Source organism: Azospirillaceae bacterium, from assembly GCA_028283825.1.
Lineage (GTDB): Bacteria > Pseudomonadota > Alphaproteobacteria > Azospirillales > Azospirillaceae > Nitrospirillum.
Genome location: JAPWJW010000001.1, coordinates 1,633,403 through 1,648,755, shown reverse-complemented (window position 1 = coordinate 1,648,755; position 15,353 = coordinate 1,633,403). Strand labels below are relative to the sequence as shown.

The following is a 15,353-nucleotide window of genomic DNA, read 5'->3' as shown; positions in this document are numbered from 1 at the left end:
ATCGGTGAATTTCAGTAGTGGTGGAGATGTTCGGTGAAGAACTGGTCAGCGGCCTTGGCCATTTTCTGCGTGCTCGTGTTTACATCTTTTAAAGATTCTCTTGCGTCCGAGCGTGACGGGAACAGTTATCCGCCGGGTGCCATGATTTTCATGGCCGGTACCCTGCCGCCGCCGGGGACCTACCTTTCGTTTGAACCCAACCACTATTCAAGTGACAGGCTGAACGATGGGAACGGCGACCGCCGGCCGCTGGATTTCAGCGCCAACGCGACGTCGCTGGCTTTCCATGGCTTGTACATCCTGCCGATGACCGTGCTGGGGGCCCAGGTGGCTGCCCACGTGGTCTTGCCGGTCATCGACCTCAACGTCGCGGTCAACGGCTGGAAAAGCCGCAAATTCGGCCTGGGCGATCCCGCCATCACACCCGTGATATTGGCCTGGAACCTGGCCCCCAATGTGACGCTGACCGCCGGTGTCGATGTTTCCCTGCCGCTTGGCCAATACAATGCGAAGTCGCCGGCCAACATCGGCCGCAACACCTGGGCCTTCCAGCCGACCCTGGGCCTATCCTACATCGACCGCGAGGGATGGCAGGCGCAGGTATCGCCACGCTTCAGCTTCACCACCACCAACGACGCCACCGACTATCATTCCGGCGCGGACCTGACGATCGACTACGCCGCCGGTCGCAACATCGGGCCATGGCGGCTGGGTGTTTCCGGCTATTACTACCTGCAGTACGAGGATGACACCGTCGCCGGCCATAGGGTCGCGGCCGACGGCCACAGGGGCACCGCCTTCGCCGCCGGCCCGGCCGTCAGCCATAACATCGGGCCGGTGCAGGCGACCTTCACCTGGCAGCATGAGTTCATGGCCGAGAACCGCGCCCAGGCGGAGAACTTCTGGATCCAGGGCTGCCTGCGGTTTTGAGGTTTGGTTAAAACAGCGTGCCCGCCGCCATCGGCGCCAGCAGGTCGGCATCGTCGTTGCGGACATTGCCGACACGCGGCCCCACCTGCCAGAAGCGGGTGCGGTTGGCCGGATAGGGGCGCAGTAGGTCCAGCAGGGCGGGGGCGTCGGCCGCCGTCTCGCCCAGCCAGGCCGGCCAGTGCTCCGGCGCCAGGATGACGGGCATGCGGTGGTGGATGTGGCCGATGGTGTCGTTGGCGGCCGTGGTCAGGACGGTGTAGGTGCGCACCCATTCGCCGCTGGCCGCATCCCGCCAGCCTTCCCACAGGCCGGCCAGGGCCGCCGTGTCGGTATCGATGGGGGCTATGGCATAGGCCTGCTTGGTCCCGTTCTCCACCCGCCATTCGTAGAAGGCCGTTACCGGCACCAGGCAGCGGCGGCGGGCGAGGGCCTGGCGGAAGGTCGGTTTCTCCATCACGCTTTCCGACCGGGCGTTGATCATCTTGGCCCCGCCCGACAGATCCGGGGCCCAGGACGGCACCAGGCCCCAGCGCAGCATGTCCAGTCGCCGCTCCCCCGTCTGCGCGTTCCAGCGCACCACGGGGGCGCTTTGCGTCGGCGCGATGTTGAAGCTGCCGGGGAAGTTGGGCATGGCGCCCAGGGTCTGGAACAGCGCTTCCATCGCCTGGGGCGGGGTGACAGCGGCATAGCGACCGCACATGACAGGCAATTCTCCCAGGAGGACGGGCGTGCCCCGTTGGCGGGCATCGTACGGTCATGATACTGCTGGCGTCCCGTCAATTCCATACCTGGTAGGCAGGAACGCGCCATGACCCAACCCGTAGCCCAGCAAGCGCCCAAAGTCGGCATTGGTGTCCTGATCCAGCGGGAAGGGCGGATCCTGTTGGGCCGCCGGCGCAACAGCCATGGCGACGGCAGCTATTCCTGGTGCGGCGGCCACCTGGAATACGGCGAGACCTTCGAGGAATGCGCCATCCGCGAGGTGCGGGAGGAGTGCGGCCTGGTGGTGCGGCGCCTGCGTTTCCTCTGCCTGCACAACATCCTGGCCTATGACCGGCACTACGTGGACATCCAGTTCCTGGCGGAGGAGGTGGAACCGGGCGAGCCGCAGGTGCTGGAGCCGCACAAGATCGCCGACTGGGGCTGGTACGCGCCCGACGCGTTGCCACAGCCCCTGTTCCGGCCGGTGGAACTGGCGCTCCAGGCCCTGGCCAACGGAAGCACCTATACCCCCTTGTAGGGTTCGTCTGCGGCTTTCGGGATAGGGTGATCGCAACATTTCTGTCGCGATCAGGCCAAGGGGGCTATGCCCGAATATCGGCTTTGGTGAAGCCGTCCGGCGATTATAAACTTTTTGTTACATTTTATTGGCAATCGGAAGTCGTTGCCGTGACGGTCCGTCGCCCCTGGCGACCGACGCCGTCCGTTCTTCCGGGCGCCAGCCGACCCTTCCTTGGGGCAAGCAGGGGTGGTGCCACGACCCGGCCGATCATATGGCGGCCGGGAATGGGGACGGTTTGCCCGCGCGATGGGCCGGCCGGAAGGAGACAGGGTCATGAACTGGTTCGATGCCACCATCCAGGCGTTCCTGACAACGCACGCCTTCACATCCGAGGTGGTGAACCACGCCATCCATACCATCGCCGACTTCGCCATGTTCAAGGGCCTGTTCCCCGTGGCCGTCCTGTGGTGGGTGTGGTTCCGTGGCGGCAAGCGCGGGGTATGGGAGAAGGAGATGGTGGTGGCCACTTTCGCCAGCGGCATGGTGGCCTTGATGGTCGGGCGCGGCCTGGCCCACTTCCTGCCCTTTCGCGAGCGGCCGATGTACGACGCCTCGCTGCCCTATCACTTCCCCCTGACCGGCACGACCGAGACCATCCTGCGGACGTGGAGTTCCTTCCCCAGCGACCACGCCATGCTGTGGATGTCGGTCTCCACCGGCATCTTGCTGATCTGGCCCTGGGTCGGCGTGCTGGCCATGATCTATACGGCGGTCTTCGTCTGCCTGGTGCGGGTCTATCTCGGGCTGCACTACCCCACGGATGTACTGGGCGGCGCCCTGATCGGGGTCCTGATCACCTATGTCATGACCCGTGACCGTGTCCGGACGCTGTACGCCAGCCCTATCCTGCGGGTCATGATGCGTTTCCCCGCCCCCTGTTATACCCTGGCTTTCCTGTTTTGTTTCGAGTTGGTCACCCAATTCGATGAGATCCGCATGATCGGCCAATCGGTGCACAAGGTGCTGCAGGCCCATGTCGATGAACCGGGTGATACCGCCCCGCCCTTGAAGGTCGTGGGGCCGGTGGACAATCCGGTTCAGCACAACTGAGGCCCTGTACCAGACCTGGTGCATCTTCCCGCCGTGCTTGCGGCCTCTCCCCGGGTCGTGGTGGTCGTTGGGTGGTATGCCTCTTTCGGGCTATCCCCCAAGCCAGGTATTCAGCATCATTTCGCTGAGCTTATGATTGTCTAGGTTGTAGACATTGTTTCGCAGCGACAGGGGAGACGCTGGACCATGTCCCATCCTCCAGAGGATCGCGGAAACAGCACCGCGGCGGGAGCCCATCCGGGTGGCGATGACAACGCCAGTCCGCCCGGCCGTGCGCACAAGACGGAGCAATGGGCGGCGGACCGGGCCGGAATCGCCGACCGGACGCTCTCCAAGGCGGCCGAGATGCTGTCGGGCATCCGCGGCACCAAGGCTTACGCCAATGCCACGCCGGTTGAACGCCAGGAATTGGAATCGTATATCCGGGACTTGGCCGATACCCGTGCCAATCCCCCGGATGGACGGCCGCGACCCAATCGTCTCCATGACTCATAAAGACCATTCCGGTATCGGAACGGTTCCGGGCCGGAACCTCAAGGTGTCGCGCCCGGCATATCCCCTCGCTTGAGGGGCCTTGGCGGCGGGCGTTTGCATCCAGCCGGGATTGACGGCACAGTGGAATTCGCGGGATGCCGATGCCTCCACGCCCCGTCGGGCCTGGACGGGCGTCCCGATGGGGAGGGGGCAATTCATGGCTTGGACCGGTTTCAAGCGCATCATGTCCAGCCTGGTCAGACTCAGCAACCGCCGGACGTATGACCGCCTGGCGGTGGACAGCGAGGTGCAGTTGAGCTGTGGCGACGCCGTGGTCACCTGCCGCATCGCCGATGTGTCGGCCAGCGGCGCCTTCCTGTCACCGGGCCCCGACGCGCCGGTGGGCACGACGGGAACCCTGCGCCTGCCGGGCGTGCCCGTGGCCGCCGCGGTGCGCATCGTTCGCCGGACCGAGCGTGGGGTCGGCATCGAATTTCAGAAGGACGGCGTAGGCGCGATTGTTGCCGGCTGGGTGCGCGCCACCGGCGCTGACAGCGCGCGGGGTGGCCATGGGCCGGAAGCGCGGCCGGACGCTTAAGGCCATCGCGCCTCAAATACCGCAAAACACCTCGAACTCCTTGACGGGCAGGGGCCGGGCGAACAGGTAGCCCTGGCCTTCCTCCACCCCCATGCCGCGCAGCAGTCCGCGTTCGATCTCGGTCTCCACGCCTTCGGCCACCACCTTCAGCCCCATGGCCTTGGCCATGGCGACGATGGCCTGGACGATATGGCGGGTGCTGGTGTCCTGTTCCATGTCCTGCACGAACTTGCGGTCCACCTTCAGGCAGTCCAGCGGCAGTTCGCGCAGGTAGGACAGCGAGGAATAGCCGGTGCCGAAATCATCCAGCGCCAGGGCCACGCCGCAATCGGCGATCCAGGCCATCTGGCGCAGGGCGCCCTCCAGATCCTCCGGCAGCACCGATTCGGTGATTTCCAGCTGTAGCAGGTGGGGCGGGATGCCCGTCTCCCGCAGCAGGACGTCGATCAGCGCCGGCAGGTGGCCCCAGCGGAACTGGCGTTCCGAGACGTTGACGGCGATCTGCAGCGGCTGGCGGCCGGCGTCGATCCAGGACTTGATCTGCCGGCAGGCGGCGCGCAAGGCCCATTCCCCGATGGGCACCATCAGGCCGGTTTCCTCGGCGATGGGGATGAAGTCCATGGGATAGACCAGGCCCCGGGTGGGGTGGTGCCAACGGATCAGCGCCTCCCCCCCGATGGGGGTGCCGTCGGTGATGGACACCTTGGGCTGGTAATACAGGACGAAGGCCTCATCCAGGATGGCCTGGCGCAACTCCGTCTCGGTGATCAACTGGTGGCGCAGCCGTTCCCGCATCTGCTCGGTATAATGCAGGTAGTTGACGGAGCCGGACTTGGCCACCTCCCCCTGGGCGATGGCGGCGTTGCGCATCAGGGCATGGCCGCCGGTGCCGTCGTCGGGCGATACGGCCACGCCGATCTTGGCCACCATGTACAGCAGGCGCCCTTCCACCAGCACCGGTTCGGCCACGCGCGCGGCCACGGCCGAGGCGGTGAACAGCGCCTTGCTGGCGTGGCTGAGGTTGGGCAGGAAGACGGCGAACTGGGCCCGGGCGATTCGGCACACGGCGTCGGCCTTGCCGCACAGGCTCAGCACCCGTTCGGCCATGACGGCCATGGACGCGTCCAGCGCCGATTGGCCGAGAAGCTTGTAAAGCTCCGTCATGCGGGAGATTTCGATGACCAGAACGCCGCAGGGGCCGTTGTGCGCGGCCAGATGCTCGTCTATGCGGCGGGCGAACGCGGGTATGTCCTGCATGAAACCGGCACCATTGGGTGCCGCGTCGGAACTGGCGACGACGGTTAGGCAGGCTTCGGTCACGATCAGGGCAAGGCCGGCTGTTCTGGGTTGAAAACGACCTTAGACCATTTCCTGTCGCAGCCGCATGGGGAAACTGCTGCCGTCACGCAATATTCGACAAATCCTACAAAATCTGACGCTATCACCCCATGGCGCGTATCAGGGGCCATGGATGGCGGCGGACACGACCCTAGTTTAAGTGCCCGGAAAATAATTATAGGAGGGAAATACCTTGAGTTTCCTCGTATCGAAAATCTTCTGGGCGCTGACGGCACCGGGCAATCTATTGTTGCTGCTATTGCTGGCGGGCCTGTTCCTGGCCGGCGCCTACCGGGGCCGCCGTTCCCTGCGCTGTGCCCGCGCCGCGGCCTTGGGGCTGCTGGCCGTGGCCCTGCTGCCGGTGGGGGCGTGGAGCATGCGGACGCTGGAAACCCGATTCCCCGCCCCGGCGGCGCTGCCGGCGCACGTGGACGGCATCATCATCCTGGGCGGATCGGTCGACCAGTTGGCCGCCGCCGAAACCGGCATGCCCGAGGTCAACGCCGCCGCCGAACGCCTGATGGTGGTGCCGGACCTGGCGCGGCGCTATCCCGACGCCCAGATCGTCTTTTCCGGCGGGTCCGGCCAGGTGATGGACCCGGAGGAGAAAGAGGCGCCGGTGGCCCGCGCCGCCCTGGAGGAAATGGGCATGGACCTGAACCGCGTGGTGTTCGAGGGGCAATCGCGCAACACCTGGGAAAACGCCCTGTTCAGCCGCGACCTGGTCCACCCGCAACCGGGCCAGACCTGGCTGCTGGTAACCTCCGCCTTCCATATGCCCCGCTCCATGGGCATCTTCCGCCGCGTCGGCTGGCCGGTGGTGCCCTATCCCGTCGATATACGGGCGCCCAAGGTCTTGCTGTACCGGCCGGATTTCGATTTGCTGCGCGGCCTGGACCTGTTGTCCCAGTCGGTGCACGAGTATATCGGCCTGGTGGCCTACCGCGTGCTGGGCCGGACCGACAGCCTGTTCCCCGGCCCCGCCACCAATTCGCCGTGATCGCCCGTTAACTCCCGCCCCGCCCTTCGCCGTCATTCCCAAGGATTGCCGCCTCGTGACCCGCCCGTTCGCCGCCCGTCCCACCCTGTCCCGTAGCGCCGGCGCCGGCCTGTTGTCGGTCTTGTTGCTGACAGGATGCGCCGGCGGCCCGCAGGCAGCGCCCAGCGCGCCGCAGCCCGCCGTCCCGGCCGCACCTGCGGCACCGTCCGCCGCACCGGCGCCGGCACCGACCGTCATCACCCCGGAACAGCAGGCCGACTTCGCCCGCTGGCTGGACGGCGTGCGCCAGGACGCCCTGGCCCAGGGCATCTCCAAGGCCACGCTGGACCTGGCGCTGGCCAACGTCCAGGAACTGCCCCGCGTCATCGACCTGGACCGCAAGCAGCCGGAGGGCACCGTCACCTTCGCCACATACGCATCCCGCGTGGTCAGCAACGACCGCATTCAGAAAGGGCGGGAACTGATGCGCCAGAACGCGGCGCTGCTGGCCCAGGTCAGCGCCCGCTACCACGTGCAGCCGCAGTACATTGTGGCGCTGTGGGGGCTGGAGACCAACTACGGCAAGATCACCGGCGGTTTCCGCATCATCGACGCCCTGGCCACCCTGGCGCATGACGGCCGCCGCCCGGCCTATTTCCGCAAGGAACTGATCCAGGCCCTGCGCATCGTGGAGGAGGACAAGGTCGACCCCGCCACCATGAAGGGATCGTGGGCCGGCGCCATGGGCCAGGTGCAGTTCATGCCCAGCGCCTTTTTCAAGTACGCGCAGGATTTCGACGGCTGCGGCCGGCGCGACATCTGGACCAAGACGCCGGACGTGCTGGCGTCCGCCGCCAACTATCTATCCACCGTGGGTTGGGACGCCAACACCACCTGGGGGCGGGAGGTGACGCTGCCCGCGAAGGGCTTGGACACGGCCGCCGCGGCCGGCCTGGACAAGAAGCGGACGCTGGCGGAATGGGGCAAGGCCGGCGTGCGCACGCTGGATGGCAAGGCGCTGCCGGCCCGCGCGCTGTCGGCTTCGCTGGTCATTCCCGATGGGCCGGACGGCCGTGCCTTCCTGGTCTATGACAATTACCGCGCCATCATGAACTGGAACCGGTCGACTTATTTCGCGACCACGGTGGGTTTGCTGGCTGATCAACTTGGCGCCGCGCAATGAGATGTTGTAGGGTGCAGCCACAATCCATAGCGGTGTGCAAGTGATGAGCCGGGCAAATCTGGTGACGCGGTCGGCGATGCCCACCGCATCCCGTAAAGTGACGTATCGCCTCGTGAAGACCGGGGCGTGGGCCGGCCTGTCGCTGGGCGCGCTGCTGATGGCCGGCTGCGCCCATAAGCAGGAGGCGCCGCCGCCCGCCGTCTCCATCAAGACGCCGGCGCCGGCCGCCGTGGCGGGCCAGCCGACCTACAAGGTGGGCCAGCCCTACCAGATCGGCGGCATCTGGTATTATCCGCGCGCCGACTACGACTATGACCAGACCGGTATCGCCAGCTGGTACGGCCCGGGTTTCCACCAGGAACGCACCGCCAATGGCGAGACCTTCGACCAGAATGAGCTGACGGCGGCGCACCAGACGCTGCCCATGCCCAGCCTGGTGCGGGTGACCAACCTGGACAACGGCCGGTCCATCGTCGTGCGCATCAACGACCGCGGCCCCTTCGCCGCCGGCCGCATCATCGACCTGTCGCGCCGCTCCGCCCAGTTGCTGGGCATGGAACAGGCGGGCACGGCCAAGGTGCGGGTGCAGATCCTGGCGGACGAAAGCCGCGCCATCGCCGCCGCCGCCATGCAGTCCGGCGGCGCCCAGGTGGCCTTGAACGAGCCGGCCGCCGCCGCGCCGGTGCCCACCACCATGGCCGACGGCAGCCCCGTGCCCAAGGCGGCCCCGCGTCCCAGCGTGACGGTGCAGGGCCAGGCCCTGGCCCCGGCCAAGCCCGCGACGCCGGCGCCCGCCATCGCCGCCCCCACCACCATCCCCGGCACGACGGAACCGGACGGCCGCTTCCTGCCGGCCCCGGTGGTGGAGCAGGTGGCGGTGGGCCCGGGCGTGAAGCGCATCTACGTCCAGGCCGGGTCCTTCACCCTGTACGACAACGCCAACAAGCTGCGCGCCCGCCTGGCCGGCATCGGCAAGTCCTTCCTGGCGCCGACCATGGTGAACGGGACGCAGTTCTTCCGCGTCCGCGTCGGCCCGCTGGACACCCCGGAACAGGCCGACCAGGTGCTGGCCCAGGTGGTGGCCGACGGCAACAACGGCGCCCGCGTCATCGTCGAGTGAGCCGTTCATGCCTCATCACCGGCCATGGCGGTTGAGCCCTGGCCGGCGATGGGACATTTTGGCCATAGGCCGTCTGGCAACTGGCATGATGGCCGCCCATGGGGCATTCAGTGCCCCGGAGAAACAGGTGGGGCATTCAGTGCCCCCAACGACACGTACTTCATTTTTGAAGCTATCGGACACGCAGTCGGGATAGAGGACAGTATGGAACTGAAGGTTTTGGCGACGCGCGGCGCCGTCAGGAAAGCCGCCCCGGTGATGGGCATGCTGATAGGGCTGCTGGGTGGTCTGCTGGGGTCGGCGGCGCACGCCGCCACCATCGATACCGAAGCCCGCCAGGCCATCCTGATGGATGCCGACACCGGTACCGTCCTGTTCGCCAAGAACGCCGACCAGCACATGCCGACGTCGTCGATGAGCAAGGTCATGACCATGTACATGGTCTTCGACCGGCTGAAGAACGGCAAGCTGTCGCTGGAGGACACCCTGCCGGTCAGCCGGCGCGCCTGGGACCTGGGCGGCGCCAAGACCGAAGGCTCCACCATGTACCTGCCGCTGGGCGCCAACGTGAAGGTGGAGGATCTGATCCGCGGCGTGCTGGTGCAGTCCGGCAACGATGCCACCATCGTCCTGGCCGAGGGCCTGGGCGGCACGGAGGAAGCCTTCTGCCGCAACATGACCAAGCGCGCCCACGACATGGGCATGAACGACAGCAACTTCACCAACGCCGCCGGCCTGCCCGACGCCAACCACTATTCGTCGGCGCATGACCTGGCCGTCCTGGCCATCCACACCATCCACGACTTCCCCGAGTACTATCACTATTTCTCGGAGCTGGAGTTCACCTACAACAAGATCAAGCAGGGCAACCGCAACCCGCTGCTGTACCGCAACATGGGCGTGGACGGCCTGAAGACCGGCCATACCGAGGCCGGCGGCTATGGCCTGATCGCCTCCGCCAAGCGCGGCGACCGCCGCCTGGTGCTGGTGATGAACGGCCTGACCAGCATGCAGAGCCGTGCCGATGAGCCCGCCCGCGTGCTGGAATGGGGCTTCCATGAGTTCGACGACTACGCCCTGTTCAAGGCGGGCGAAACGGTGGACACCCTGCCGGTGTCGCTGGGTACCGCTGACAGCGTGCCGGTCACCATCGCCAAGGAACTGAAGATCACCCTGACGAACGAACAGCGCCGGGGCATGAAGGTGGCGGTGGAAAGTAACCTGCCGCTGGCCGCCCCCGTGGCCAAGGGTGCCGTCGTCGCCACCCTGCGCATCACCGCGCCCGACCTGCAGACGGTGGAAATCCCGCTGGAGGCCGCCGCCGACGTGCCGCGCAAGGGCCTGTTCGGCCGCATGGGCGCCGGCCTGCACCGCATGCTGTTCGGCAGCTGAGCCCATGGCCGCCGGGCGTTTCATCACCCTGGAAGGCGGGGAGGGGGCGGGCAAGTCCACCCAGATCCGCCTGCTGGCCCACGCCCTGGCGGGCCGGGGGCTGGAGGTGGTGACGACGCGCGAGCCCGGCGGCGGTTCCGACGGCGCGGCCGCCATCCGTGGCCTGCTGGTGGCGGGCGACACCCCCTGGCAGCGCCTGACGGAGGCGCTGCTGCACAACGCCGCCCGGCACGAGAATGTCGAGGCGCTGGTGCGTCCGGCCCTGGCCCGGGGCGCCTGGGTGCTGTGCGACCGTTATGTCGACAGCACCGTGGCCTATCAGGGCTATGCCATGGGCGTGGACCGCCAGATCCTGGCCGACCTGCACCGCCTGTCCACCGGTGGCCTGATGCCCGACCTGACCCTGGTGCTGGACCTGCCGGTCGAGGCCGGCCTGGCCCGTGCCGGCAGCCGGCCGGGGGCGGAAGACCGGTATGAGCGCATGGGGGTCGCGTTCCACGAGCGCCTGCGCCAGGGTTTCCTGGATATCGCCGCCAACGATCCCGCGCGCTGCGCCGTGATCGACGCCACCGGCGATATCGGGACGGTCCAGGCACGATTGCTGGAAACCGTGGCGACGCGCCTGCTGGCGGGGGGCGCTTGATGGCCGCCCCCGCCTTCGACCGCGAAAGCGTGCCCGCGCCCCTCGCCACGCACGACCTGATGGGCCATGCGGCGGCGGAGCAGACCCTGCTGAAGGCCGCCACCGGCGGGCGCCTGCACCATGCCTGGCTGATCGGCGGGCCGCCCGGCATCGGCAAGGCCACCCTGGCCTATCGTTTCGCCCGCTTCCTGCTGTCCGGCGGGGCGGAGACGCAGGACGACGGCCTGTTCGGCGCCCCGCCGCCGCCCACCAGCCTGTACGTCTCGCCCGAGAATCCCATCGCCCGGCGCATGGCGTCCGGCGGCCACGGCGACCTGCTGACCATCCAGCGCACCTGGGATGAGAAGCGCAAGCGCTTCAAGCGCGACCTGCCGGTGGATGAGGTGCGGCGCATCGCCCCCTTCATGCGCCTGACGGCGGCGGAGGGCGGCTGGCGCATCGTCGTGGTGGACGGCGCCGACCAGATGAACACCAGCGGCCAGAACGCCATCCTGAAGATCCTGGAGGAGCCGCCGCCCCGGGCGCTGATCCTGCTGGTGGCGGACAATCCGGGCGCCTTGCTGCCCACCATCCGCTCGCGCACCCGCACCCTGATGCTGGAGCCCCTGGCCACTACCACGGTGCGCAGCCTGGTCAACCGCATGATGCCGGATCTGGAGATGGGCGACGCCGCCGCCCTGACCACCCTGTCGGACGGCAGCATCGGCCGGGGCCTGGACCTGGCGGCCGCCGGCGGGCTGGATCTCTACCGCGTGGTGCTGGGCGTGATGGACACGCTGCCCCGCCTGGACCTGGCCGCCGCCCATGCCCTGGCCGACCAGGTGGGCCGCGCCGGCCAGGACACGGTGTGGGAGACCACGACCGACCTGCTGCTGTGGTGGCTGGCCCGCTTCAACCGCGCCCTGGCACGCGGCGTGGCCGCACCCGAGATCGTGGAGGGCGAGGCCGCCCTGATGGAACGCCTGTCCTTCGCCGCGCGCCGGGATCGTGCGCTTGATCGGTGGATGGAGGTATGGGACAACGTCAACCGCCTGTTCGCCAAGGCGGAAGGCGCCAATCTCGATCGCAAGCAGGTGATGTTGAGCGCGCTGCGCACGATCGAGGCGGCGGCGTCCTGAGCCGCTGAAAAGTTCCAAACGCGCCCTAAATAATAAACCGACAGCCGTTAACCGGAGAGTTGCCATGTCCGGGCGTCCGCCCTTCTACATCACCACGCCGATCTATTACGTGAACGACGTGCCGCACATCGGCCACGCCTACACGACGATCGCCTGCGACGTGATGGCCCGCTTCAAGCGTCTGGACGGCTACGACGTCAAGTTCCTGACCGGCACGGATGAGCACGGCCAGAAGGTGGAGAAGTCGGCCAAGGCCGCCGGCATCGACCCGCAGGCCTTCACCGACAAGGTGTCGCAGAACTTCCGCGACCTGGCCGGGCTGCTGAACATCTCCAACGACGATTTCATCCGCACGACCGAGCCCCGCCATGTGAAGGCGGTGCAGGCCCTGTGGCAGAAGCTGGTGGACAACGGCGAGATTTACCTGGGTTCCTACGCCGGCTGGTATTCCGTCCGCGATGAGGCCTATTACGGCGAGGACGAGCTGCGCACCGATGAGCAGGGCCGCAAGTTCGGCCCCACGGGTGCGGAGTGCGAGTGGGTGGAGGAGTCCAGCTACTTCTTCCGGCTGAGCGCCTGGGGCGACCGCCTGCTGGCCCTGTATGAGGCCAACCCGGACTTCATCCTGCCGGCCGGCAAGCGCAACGAGGTGCTGAGCTTCGTCAAGGGCGGCCTGAAGGACCTGTCGGTCAGCCGCACCACCTTCGACTGGGGCATCCCGGTCCCGGGCGACGACAAGCACATCATGTACGTCTGGCTGGACGCCCTGGCCAACTACATCACCGCCGTGGGCTATCCGCAGACGGGGGAGGGCACGCCCTACGCCACGTACTGGCCGGGCGCCATGCACATGGTGGGCAAGGACATCCTGCGTTTCCACACCGTCTACTGGCCGGCCTTCCTGATGGCCGCCGGTTTGCAGCCGCCGCGCCGCGTCTTCGCCCACGGCTGGTGGACCGTGGAAGGCGAGAAGATGTCCAAGTCGCTGGGCAACGTGGTGGCGCCGGCTGAGCTGCTGGAAAAGTACGGCCTGGACCAGACCCGCTATTTCCTGATGCGCGAGATCCCGTTCGGCAACGACGGCGACTTCTCCCGCCGCGCCATGGTCACCCGCATCAACAGCGAACTGGCCAACGGCTACGGCAACCTGGCGCAGCGGTTCCTGTCCATCATCCAGAAGAACTGCGGGGCGGTGGTGCCGACGCCGGGTGAGTTCACGGAGGCTGACAACACCCTGCTGACCGCCGCGCGCGGCCTGGTGGCGACCTTGCGCACCGAACTGGACGTGCAGGCCTTCCACCGTGCCCTGGACGCCCTGTGGGTGGTGGTGGGCGACGCCAACCGCTACATCGACGAACAGGCCCCCTGGGCGCTGAAGAAGACCGATCCGGCGCGCATGGCCACGGTGCTGTACGTGCTGGCCGAGACGGTGCGCCACATCGCCATCGTGACCCAGCCCTTCATGCCCAACGCCATGGCCAAGGTGCTGGACCTGTTGGCCGTGCCGGAAGACGCCCGCGATTTCGGCAGCCTGGATAAGGCGCTGGTGCCCGGCACGTCGCTGCCCGCCCCCCAGGGCGTGTTCCCCCGCCATGTCGAGGATGTGGAGGCGACCGCCTGATGCCCGATGGTCTCATCCACAAGCCCTTCCTGATCGACAGCCACTGCCATCTGGATTTCCCGGATTTCGCGGAACAGCGGGACGCGGTGGTGGAACGGGCGCGCGCCGCCGGCGTGGGCGCCATGCTGACCATCTGCACCCACCTCAGCCGTTTTGAGCAGGTGCACGCGGTGGCGCAGGCCTATCCCGACGTCTGGTGCACGGTGGGCGTCCACCCCCACCAGGCGCTGGAGGAGCAGGAACTGTGCACGGTGGAGAAGCTGCGCGAACTGGCGGCGTACCCCAAGGTGGTGGGGCTGGGTGAGACCGGCCTGGACTATTATTACAACAAGAGCCCGCAAGAGGTGCAGGAGGCCAGCTTTCGCGCCCACCTGGCCGTGGCGCGGGAAACCGGCCTGCCCGTCATCATCCACACCCGCGACGCCGATGAGGACATGATCCGTATCCTGCGGGAGGAGGGCGGGTCGGAGGGCAAGCTGCGCGGCCTGCTGCACTGCTTCAGTTCCAGCCCCGAACTGGGGCGGCAGGCGCTGGAGATCGGCCTGCACATCTCCTTCAGCGGCATCGTCACCTTCAAGAAGTCGGACGAACTGCGCGAATTCGCCCGGGAGGTGCCGCTGGAGCGCATGCTGGTGGAAACCGACGCGCCCTTCCTGGCGCCGGTGCCCATGCGCGGCAAGACCAATGAACCCTCGTTCGTGGCCCACACCGCCCGCCTGCTGGCGGAGGTGAAGGGCATGGACCCGGCCGACCTGGCGCGGGCCACCAGCGACACCATGCTGAAACTGTTCAACCGCATCCCGCCGGCCGAATGCGGCACCTTCGTCGCGGGGTTCCCGGCGTGAGCGGCGCCTTGCGGGTACGCATCCTGGGCTGCGGCGGATCCGGCGGCGTGCCCATGGTCGGCAACATCTGGGGGGATTGCGACCCGGCAGAGCCGCGCAACCGTCGCCGCCGCGCCGCCATCCTGCTGGAAACCGAAAGCACCACGGTGCTGATCGACACCGGGCCGGAGATGCGCGAGCAGTTGATCGATGCCCAGGTCGGCCGCATGGACGCCGTGGTCTACACCCACGCCCATGCCGACCATGCCCACGGCATCGATGACCTGCGGCAGGTCAACTGGATGACCAACAAGCCGCTGCCCATCTACGCCGATCCGATCAACCTGGATCAGTTGCTGGAGCGGTTCGACTATTGCTTCAAGCCGCAGGACCGGCCCGACTGGTTTCCGCGGCCCTGCCTGGTGCCGAACTTGATCACCGGGCCCTTCAGCATCGGGGATATCGAGTTCATTCCCTTCCACCAGGAACACGGGCGTTTCCCCAGCCTGGGCTTCCGCATCGGTAACTTCGCCTATTCCACCGACGTGGTGCACCTGGACGACAAGGCCTGGAGCATCCTGGAGGGCGTGGACACCTGGATCGTGGACGCGACCCGGATAGAGCCGCATCCCGTACATGCGCATCTGGACCTGGCGCTCAGCTGGATCGAACGGCTGAAACCCCGCCGCGCCTATCTGACCCACATGAACCACACCATGGACTACCGCAGCCTGATGGCGACGCTGCCTCCGGGCGTGGAGCCCGCCTATGACGGGTTGGTGCTGGAGATGGCGTGACAGG

General features: G+C 67.2%; 16 protein-coding genes. 14 read left to right on the top strand and 2 right to left on the bottom strand.

Annotated features, from left to right (window positions below):
- Positions 1-150: 150 nt before the first annotated feature.
- The gene (locus PW843_06695; protein ID MDE1146301.1) at positions 151-930 is read left to right on the top strand and encodes a transporter; all 780 of its coding nucleotides are present in this window, start codon (positions 151-153) and stop codon (positions 928-930) included.
- Between the two features lie 7 nt (positions 931-937).
- Here PW843_06695 and PW843_06690 read toward each other — a convergent pair whose 3' ends face one another.
- Entirely contained in the window at positions 938-1,630 is a 693-nt protein-coding gene (locus PW843_06690; GenBank protein MDE1146300.1) for an SOS response-associated peptidase, read from the bottom strand.
- A gap of 108 nt (positions 1,631-1,738) precedes the next feature.
- On the opposite strand from PW843_06690, the gene PW843_06685 reads away from it, so the two are divergent.
- The 4 genes from PW843_06685 to PW843_06670 all read left to right on the top strand — a co-directional run bounded on the left by PW843_06685 (position 1,739) and on the right by PW843_06670 (position 4,334).
- The gene (locus PW843_06685) at positions 1,739-2,170 is read left to right on the top strand and encodes an NUDIX domain-containing protein (protein MDE1146299.1); all 432 of its coding nucleotides are present in this window, start codon (positions 1,739-1,741) and stop codon (positions 2,168-2,170) included.
- 315 nt (positions 2,171-2,485) lie between these two features.
- A complete protein-coding gene (locus PW843_06680) occupies positions 2,486-3,262 on the top strand; it encodes a phosphatase PAP2 family protein (GenBank protein MDE1146298.1) in 777 nt (258 codons plus the stop codon).
- A 186-nt stretch (positions 3,263-3,448) separates the two neighbouring features.
- Positions 3,449-3,757: a hypothetical protein gene (locus tag PW843_06675; protein ID MDE1146297.1), complete on the top strand. Its 309-nt coding sequence runs from the start codon at positions 3,449-3,451 to the stop codon at positions 3,755-3,757.
- A gap of 196 nt (positions 3,758-3,953) precedes the next feature.
- Positions 3,954-4,334, top strand: coding sequence for a PilZ domain-containing protein (locus tag PW843_06670; protein ID MDE1146296.1), 381 nt, complete (start codon positions 3,954-3,956; stop codon positions 4,332-4,334).
- 12 nt (positions 4,335-4,346) lie between these two features.
- On the opposite strand, the gene PW843_06665 is transcribed toward PW843_06670, so the two are convergent.
- On the bottom strand, positions 4,347-5,654 hold the full coding sequence (locus tag PW843_06665) for a GGDEF domain-containing phosphodiesterase (GenBank protein ID MDE1146295.1): 1,308 nt from the start codon (positions 5,652-5,654) through the stop codon (positions 4,347-4,349).
- Between the two features lie 211 nt (positions 5,655-5,865).
- On the opposite strand from PW843_06665, the gene PW843_06660 reads away from it, so the two are divergent.
- From PW843_06660 to PW843_06620, 9 genes are all read left to right on the top strand, one after another.
- Positions 5,866-6,672: a YdcF family protein gene (locus tag PW843_06660; GenBank protein MDE1146294.1), complete on the top strand. Its 807-nt coding sequence runs from the start codon at positions 5,866-5,868 to the stop codon at positions 6,670-6,672.
- Positions 6,673-6,727: 55 nt separating this feature from the next.
- Entirely contained in the window at positions 6,728-7,834 is a 1,107-nt protein-coding gene (locus tag PW843_06655) for a lytic murein transglycosylase (protein ID MDE1146293.1), read from the top strand.
- Positions 7,835-7,931: 97 nt separating this feature from the next.
- Positions 7,932-8,954 (top strand): septal ring lytic transglycosylase RlpA family protein, encoded by a 1,023-nt coding sequence (locus PW843_06650; GenBank protein MDE1146292.1) that lies wholly within the window; start codon positions 7,932-7,934, stop codon positions 8,952-8,954.
- A 204-nt stretch (positions 8,955-9,158) separates the two neighbouring features.
- The gene (locus PW843_06645) at positions 9,159-10,346 is read left to right on the top strand and encodes a D-alanyl-D-alanine carboxypeptidase (GenBank protein MDE1146291.1); all 1,188 of its coding nucleotides are present in this window, start codon (positions 9,159-9,161) and stop codon (positions 10,344-10,346) included.
- A 4-nt stretch (positions 10,347-10,350) separates the two neighbouring features.
- Entirely contained in the window at positions 10,351-10,989 is a 639-nt protein-coding gene (gene tmk / locus PW843_06640; GenBank protein MDE1146290.1) for a dTMP kinase, read from the top strand.
- A complete protein-coding gene (locus tag PW843_06635) occupies positions 10,989-12,107 on the top strand; it encodes a DNA polymerase III subunit delta' (protein MDE1146289.1) in 1,119 nt (372 codons plus the stop codon). The genes tmk and PW843_06635 overlap by 1 nt, the downstream gene beginning before the upstream one ends.
- Positions 12,108-12,171: 64 nt before the next feature.
- Positions 12,172-13,728, top strand: a complete 1,557-nt coding sequence (gene metG, locus PW843_06630) for a methionine--tRNA ligase (GenBank protein ID MDE1146288.1) — start codon at positions 12,172-12,174, stop codon at positions 13,726-13,728.
- Positions 13,728-14,573, top strand: coding sequence for a TatD family hydrolase (locus PW843_06625; protein ID MDE1146287.1), 846 nt, complete (start codon positions 13,728-13,730; stop codon positions 14,571-14,573). The genes metG and PW843_06625 overlap by 1 nt, the downstream gene beginning before the upstream one ends.
- Positions 14,570-15,349 carry an MBL fold metallo-hydrolase gene (locus PW843_06620; protein MDE1146286.1) on the top strand — a complete coding sequence of 260 codons (780 nt, stop codon included), beginning with the start codon at positions 14,570-14,572 and terminating at the stop codon, positions 15,347-15,349. Before PW843_06625 ends, PW843_06620 begins: the two co-directional genes overlap by 4 nt.
- The last annotated feature ends 4 nt before the right edge of the window (positions 15,350-15,353 follow it).

Excerpts from the sequence above, each read along its gene's own strand:
- PW843_06695 (MDE1146301.1), top strand. The coding sequence starts at position 151 with ATGGCCGGTACCCTGCCGCCGCCGGGGACCTACCTTTCGTTTGAACCC.
- PW843_06690 (MDE1146300.1), bottom strand. The coding sequence starts at position 1,630 with ATGTGCGGTCGCTATGCCGCTGTCACCCCGCCCCAGGCGATGGAAGCG.
- metG (MDE1146288.1), top strand. The coding sequence starts at position 12,172 with ATGTCCGGGCGTCCGCCCTTCTACATCACCACGCCGATCTATTACGTG.
- PW843_06645 (MDE1146291.1), top strand. The coding sequence starts at position 9,159 with ATGGAACTGAAGGTTTTGGCGACGCGCGGCGCCGTCAGGAAAGCCGCC.
- PW843_06680 (MDE1146298.1), top strand. The coding sequence starts at position 2,486 with ATGAACTGGTTCGATGCCACCATCCAGGCGTTCCTGACAACGCACGCC.
- PW843_06675 (MDE1146297.1), top strand. The coding sequence starts at position 3,449 with ATGTCCCATCCTCCAGAGGATCGCGGAAACAGCACCGCGGCGGGAGCC.
- PW843_06670 (MDE1146296.1), top strand. The coding sequence starts at position 3,954 with ATGGCTTGGACCGGTTTCAAGCGCATCATGTCCAGCCTGGTCAGACTC.
- PW843_06625 (MDE1146287.1), top strand. The coding sequence starts at position 13,728 with ATGCCCGATGGTCTCATCCACAAGCCCTTCCTGATCGACAGCCACTGC.
- PW843_06685 (MDE1146299.1), top strand. The coding sequence starts at position 1,739 with ATGACCCAACCCGTAGCCCAGCAAGCGCCCAAAGTCGGCATTGGTGTC.
- tmk (MDE1146290.1), top strand. The coding sequence starts at position 10,351 with ATGGCCGCCGGGCGTTTCATCACCCTGGAAGGCGGGGAGGGGGCGGGC.
- PW843_06635 (MDE1146289.1), top strand. The coding sequence starts at position 10,989 with ATGGCCGCCCCCGCCTTCGACCGCGAAAGCGTGCCCGCGCCCCTCGCC.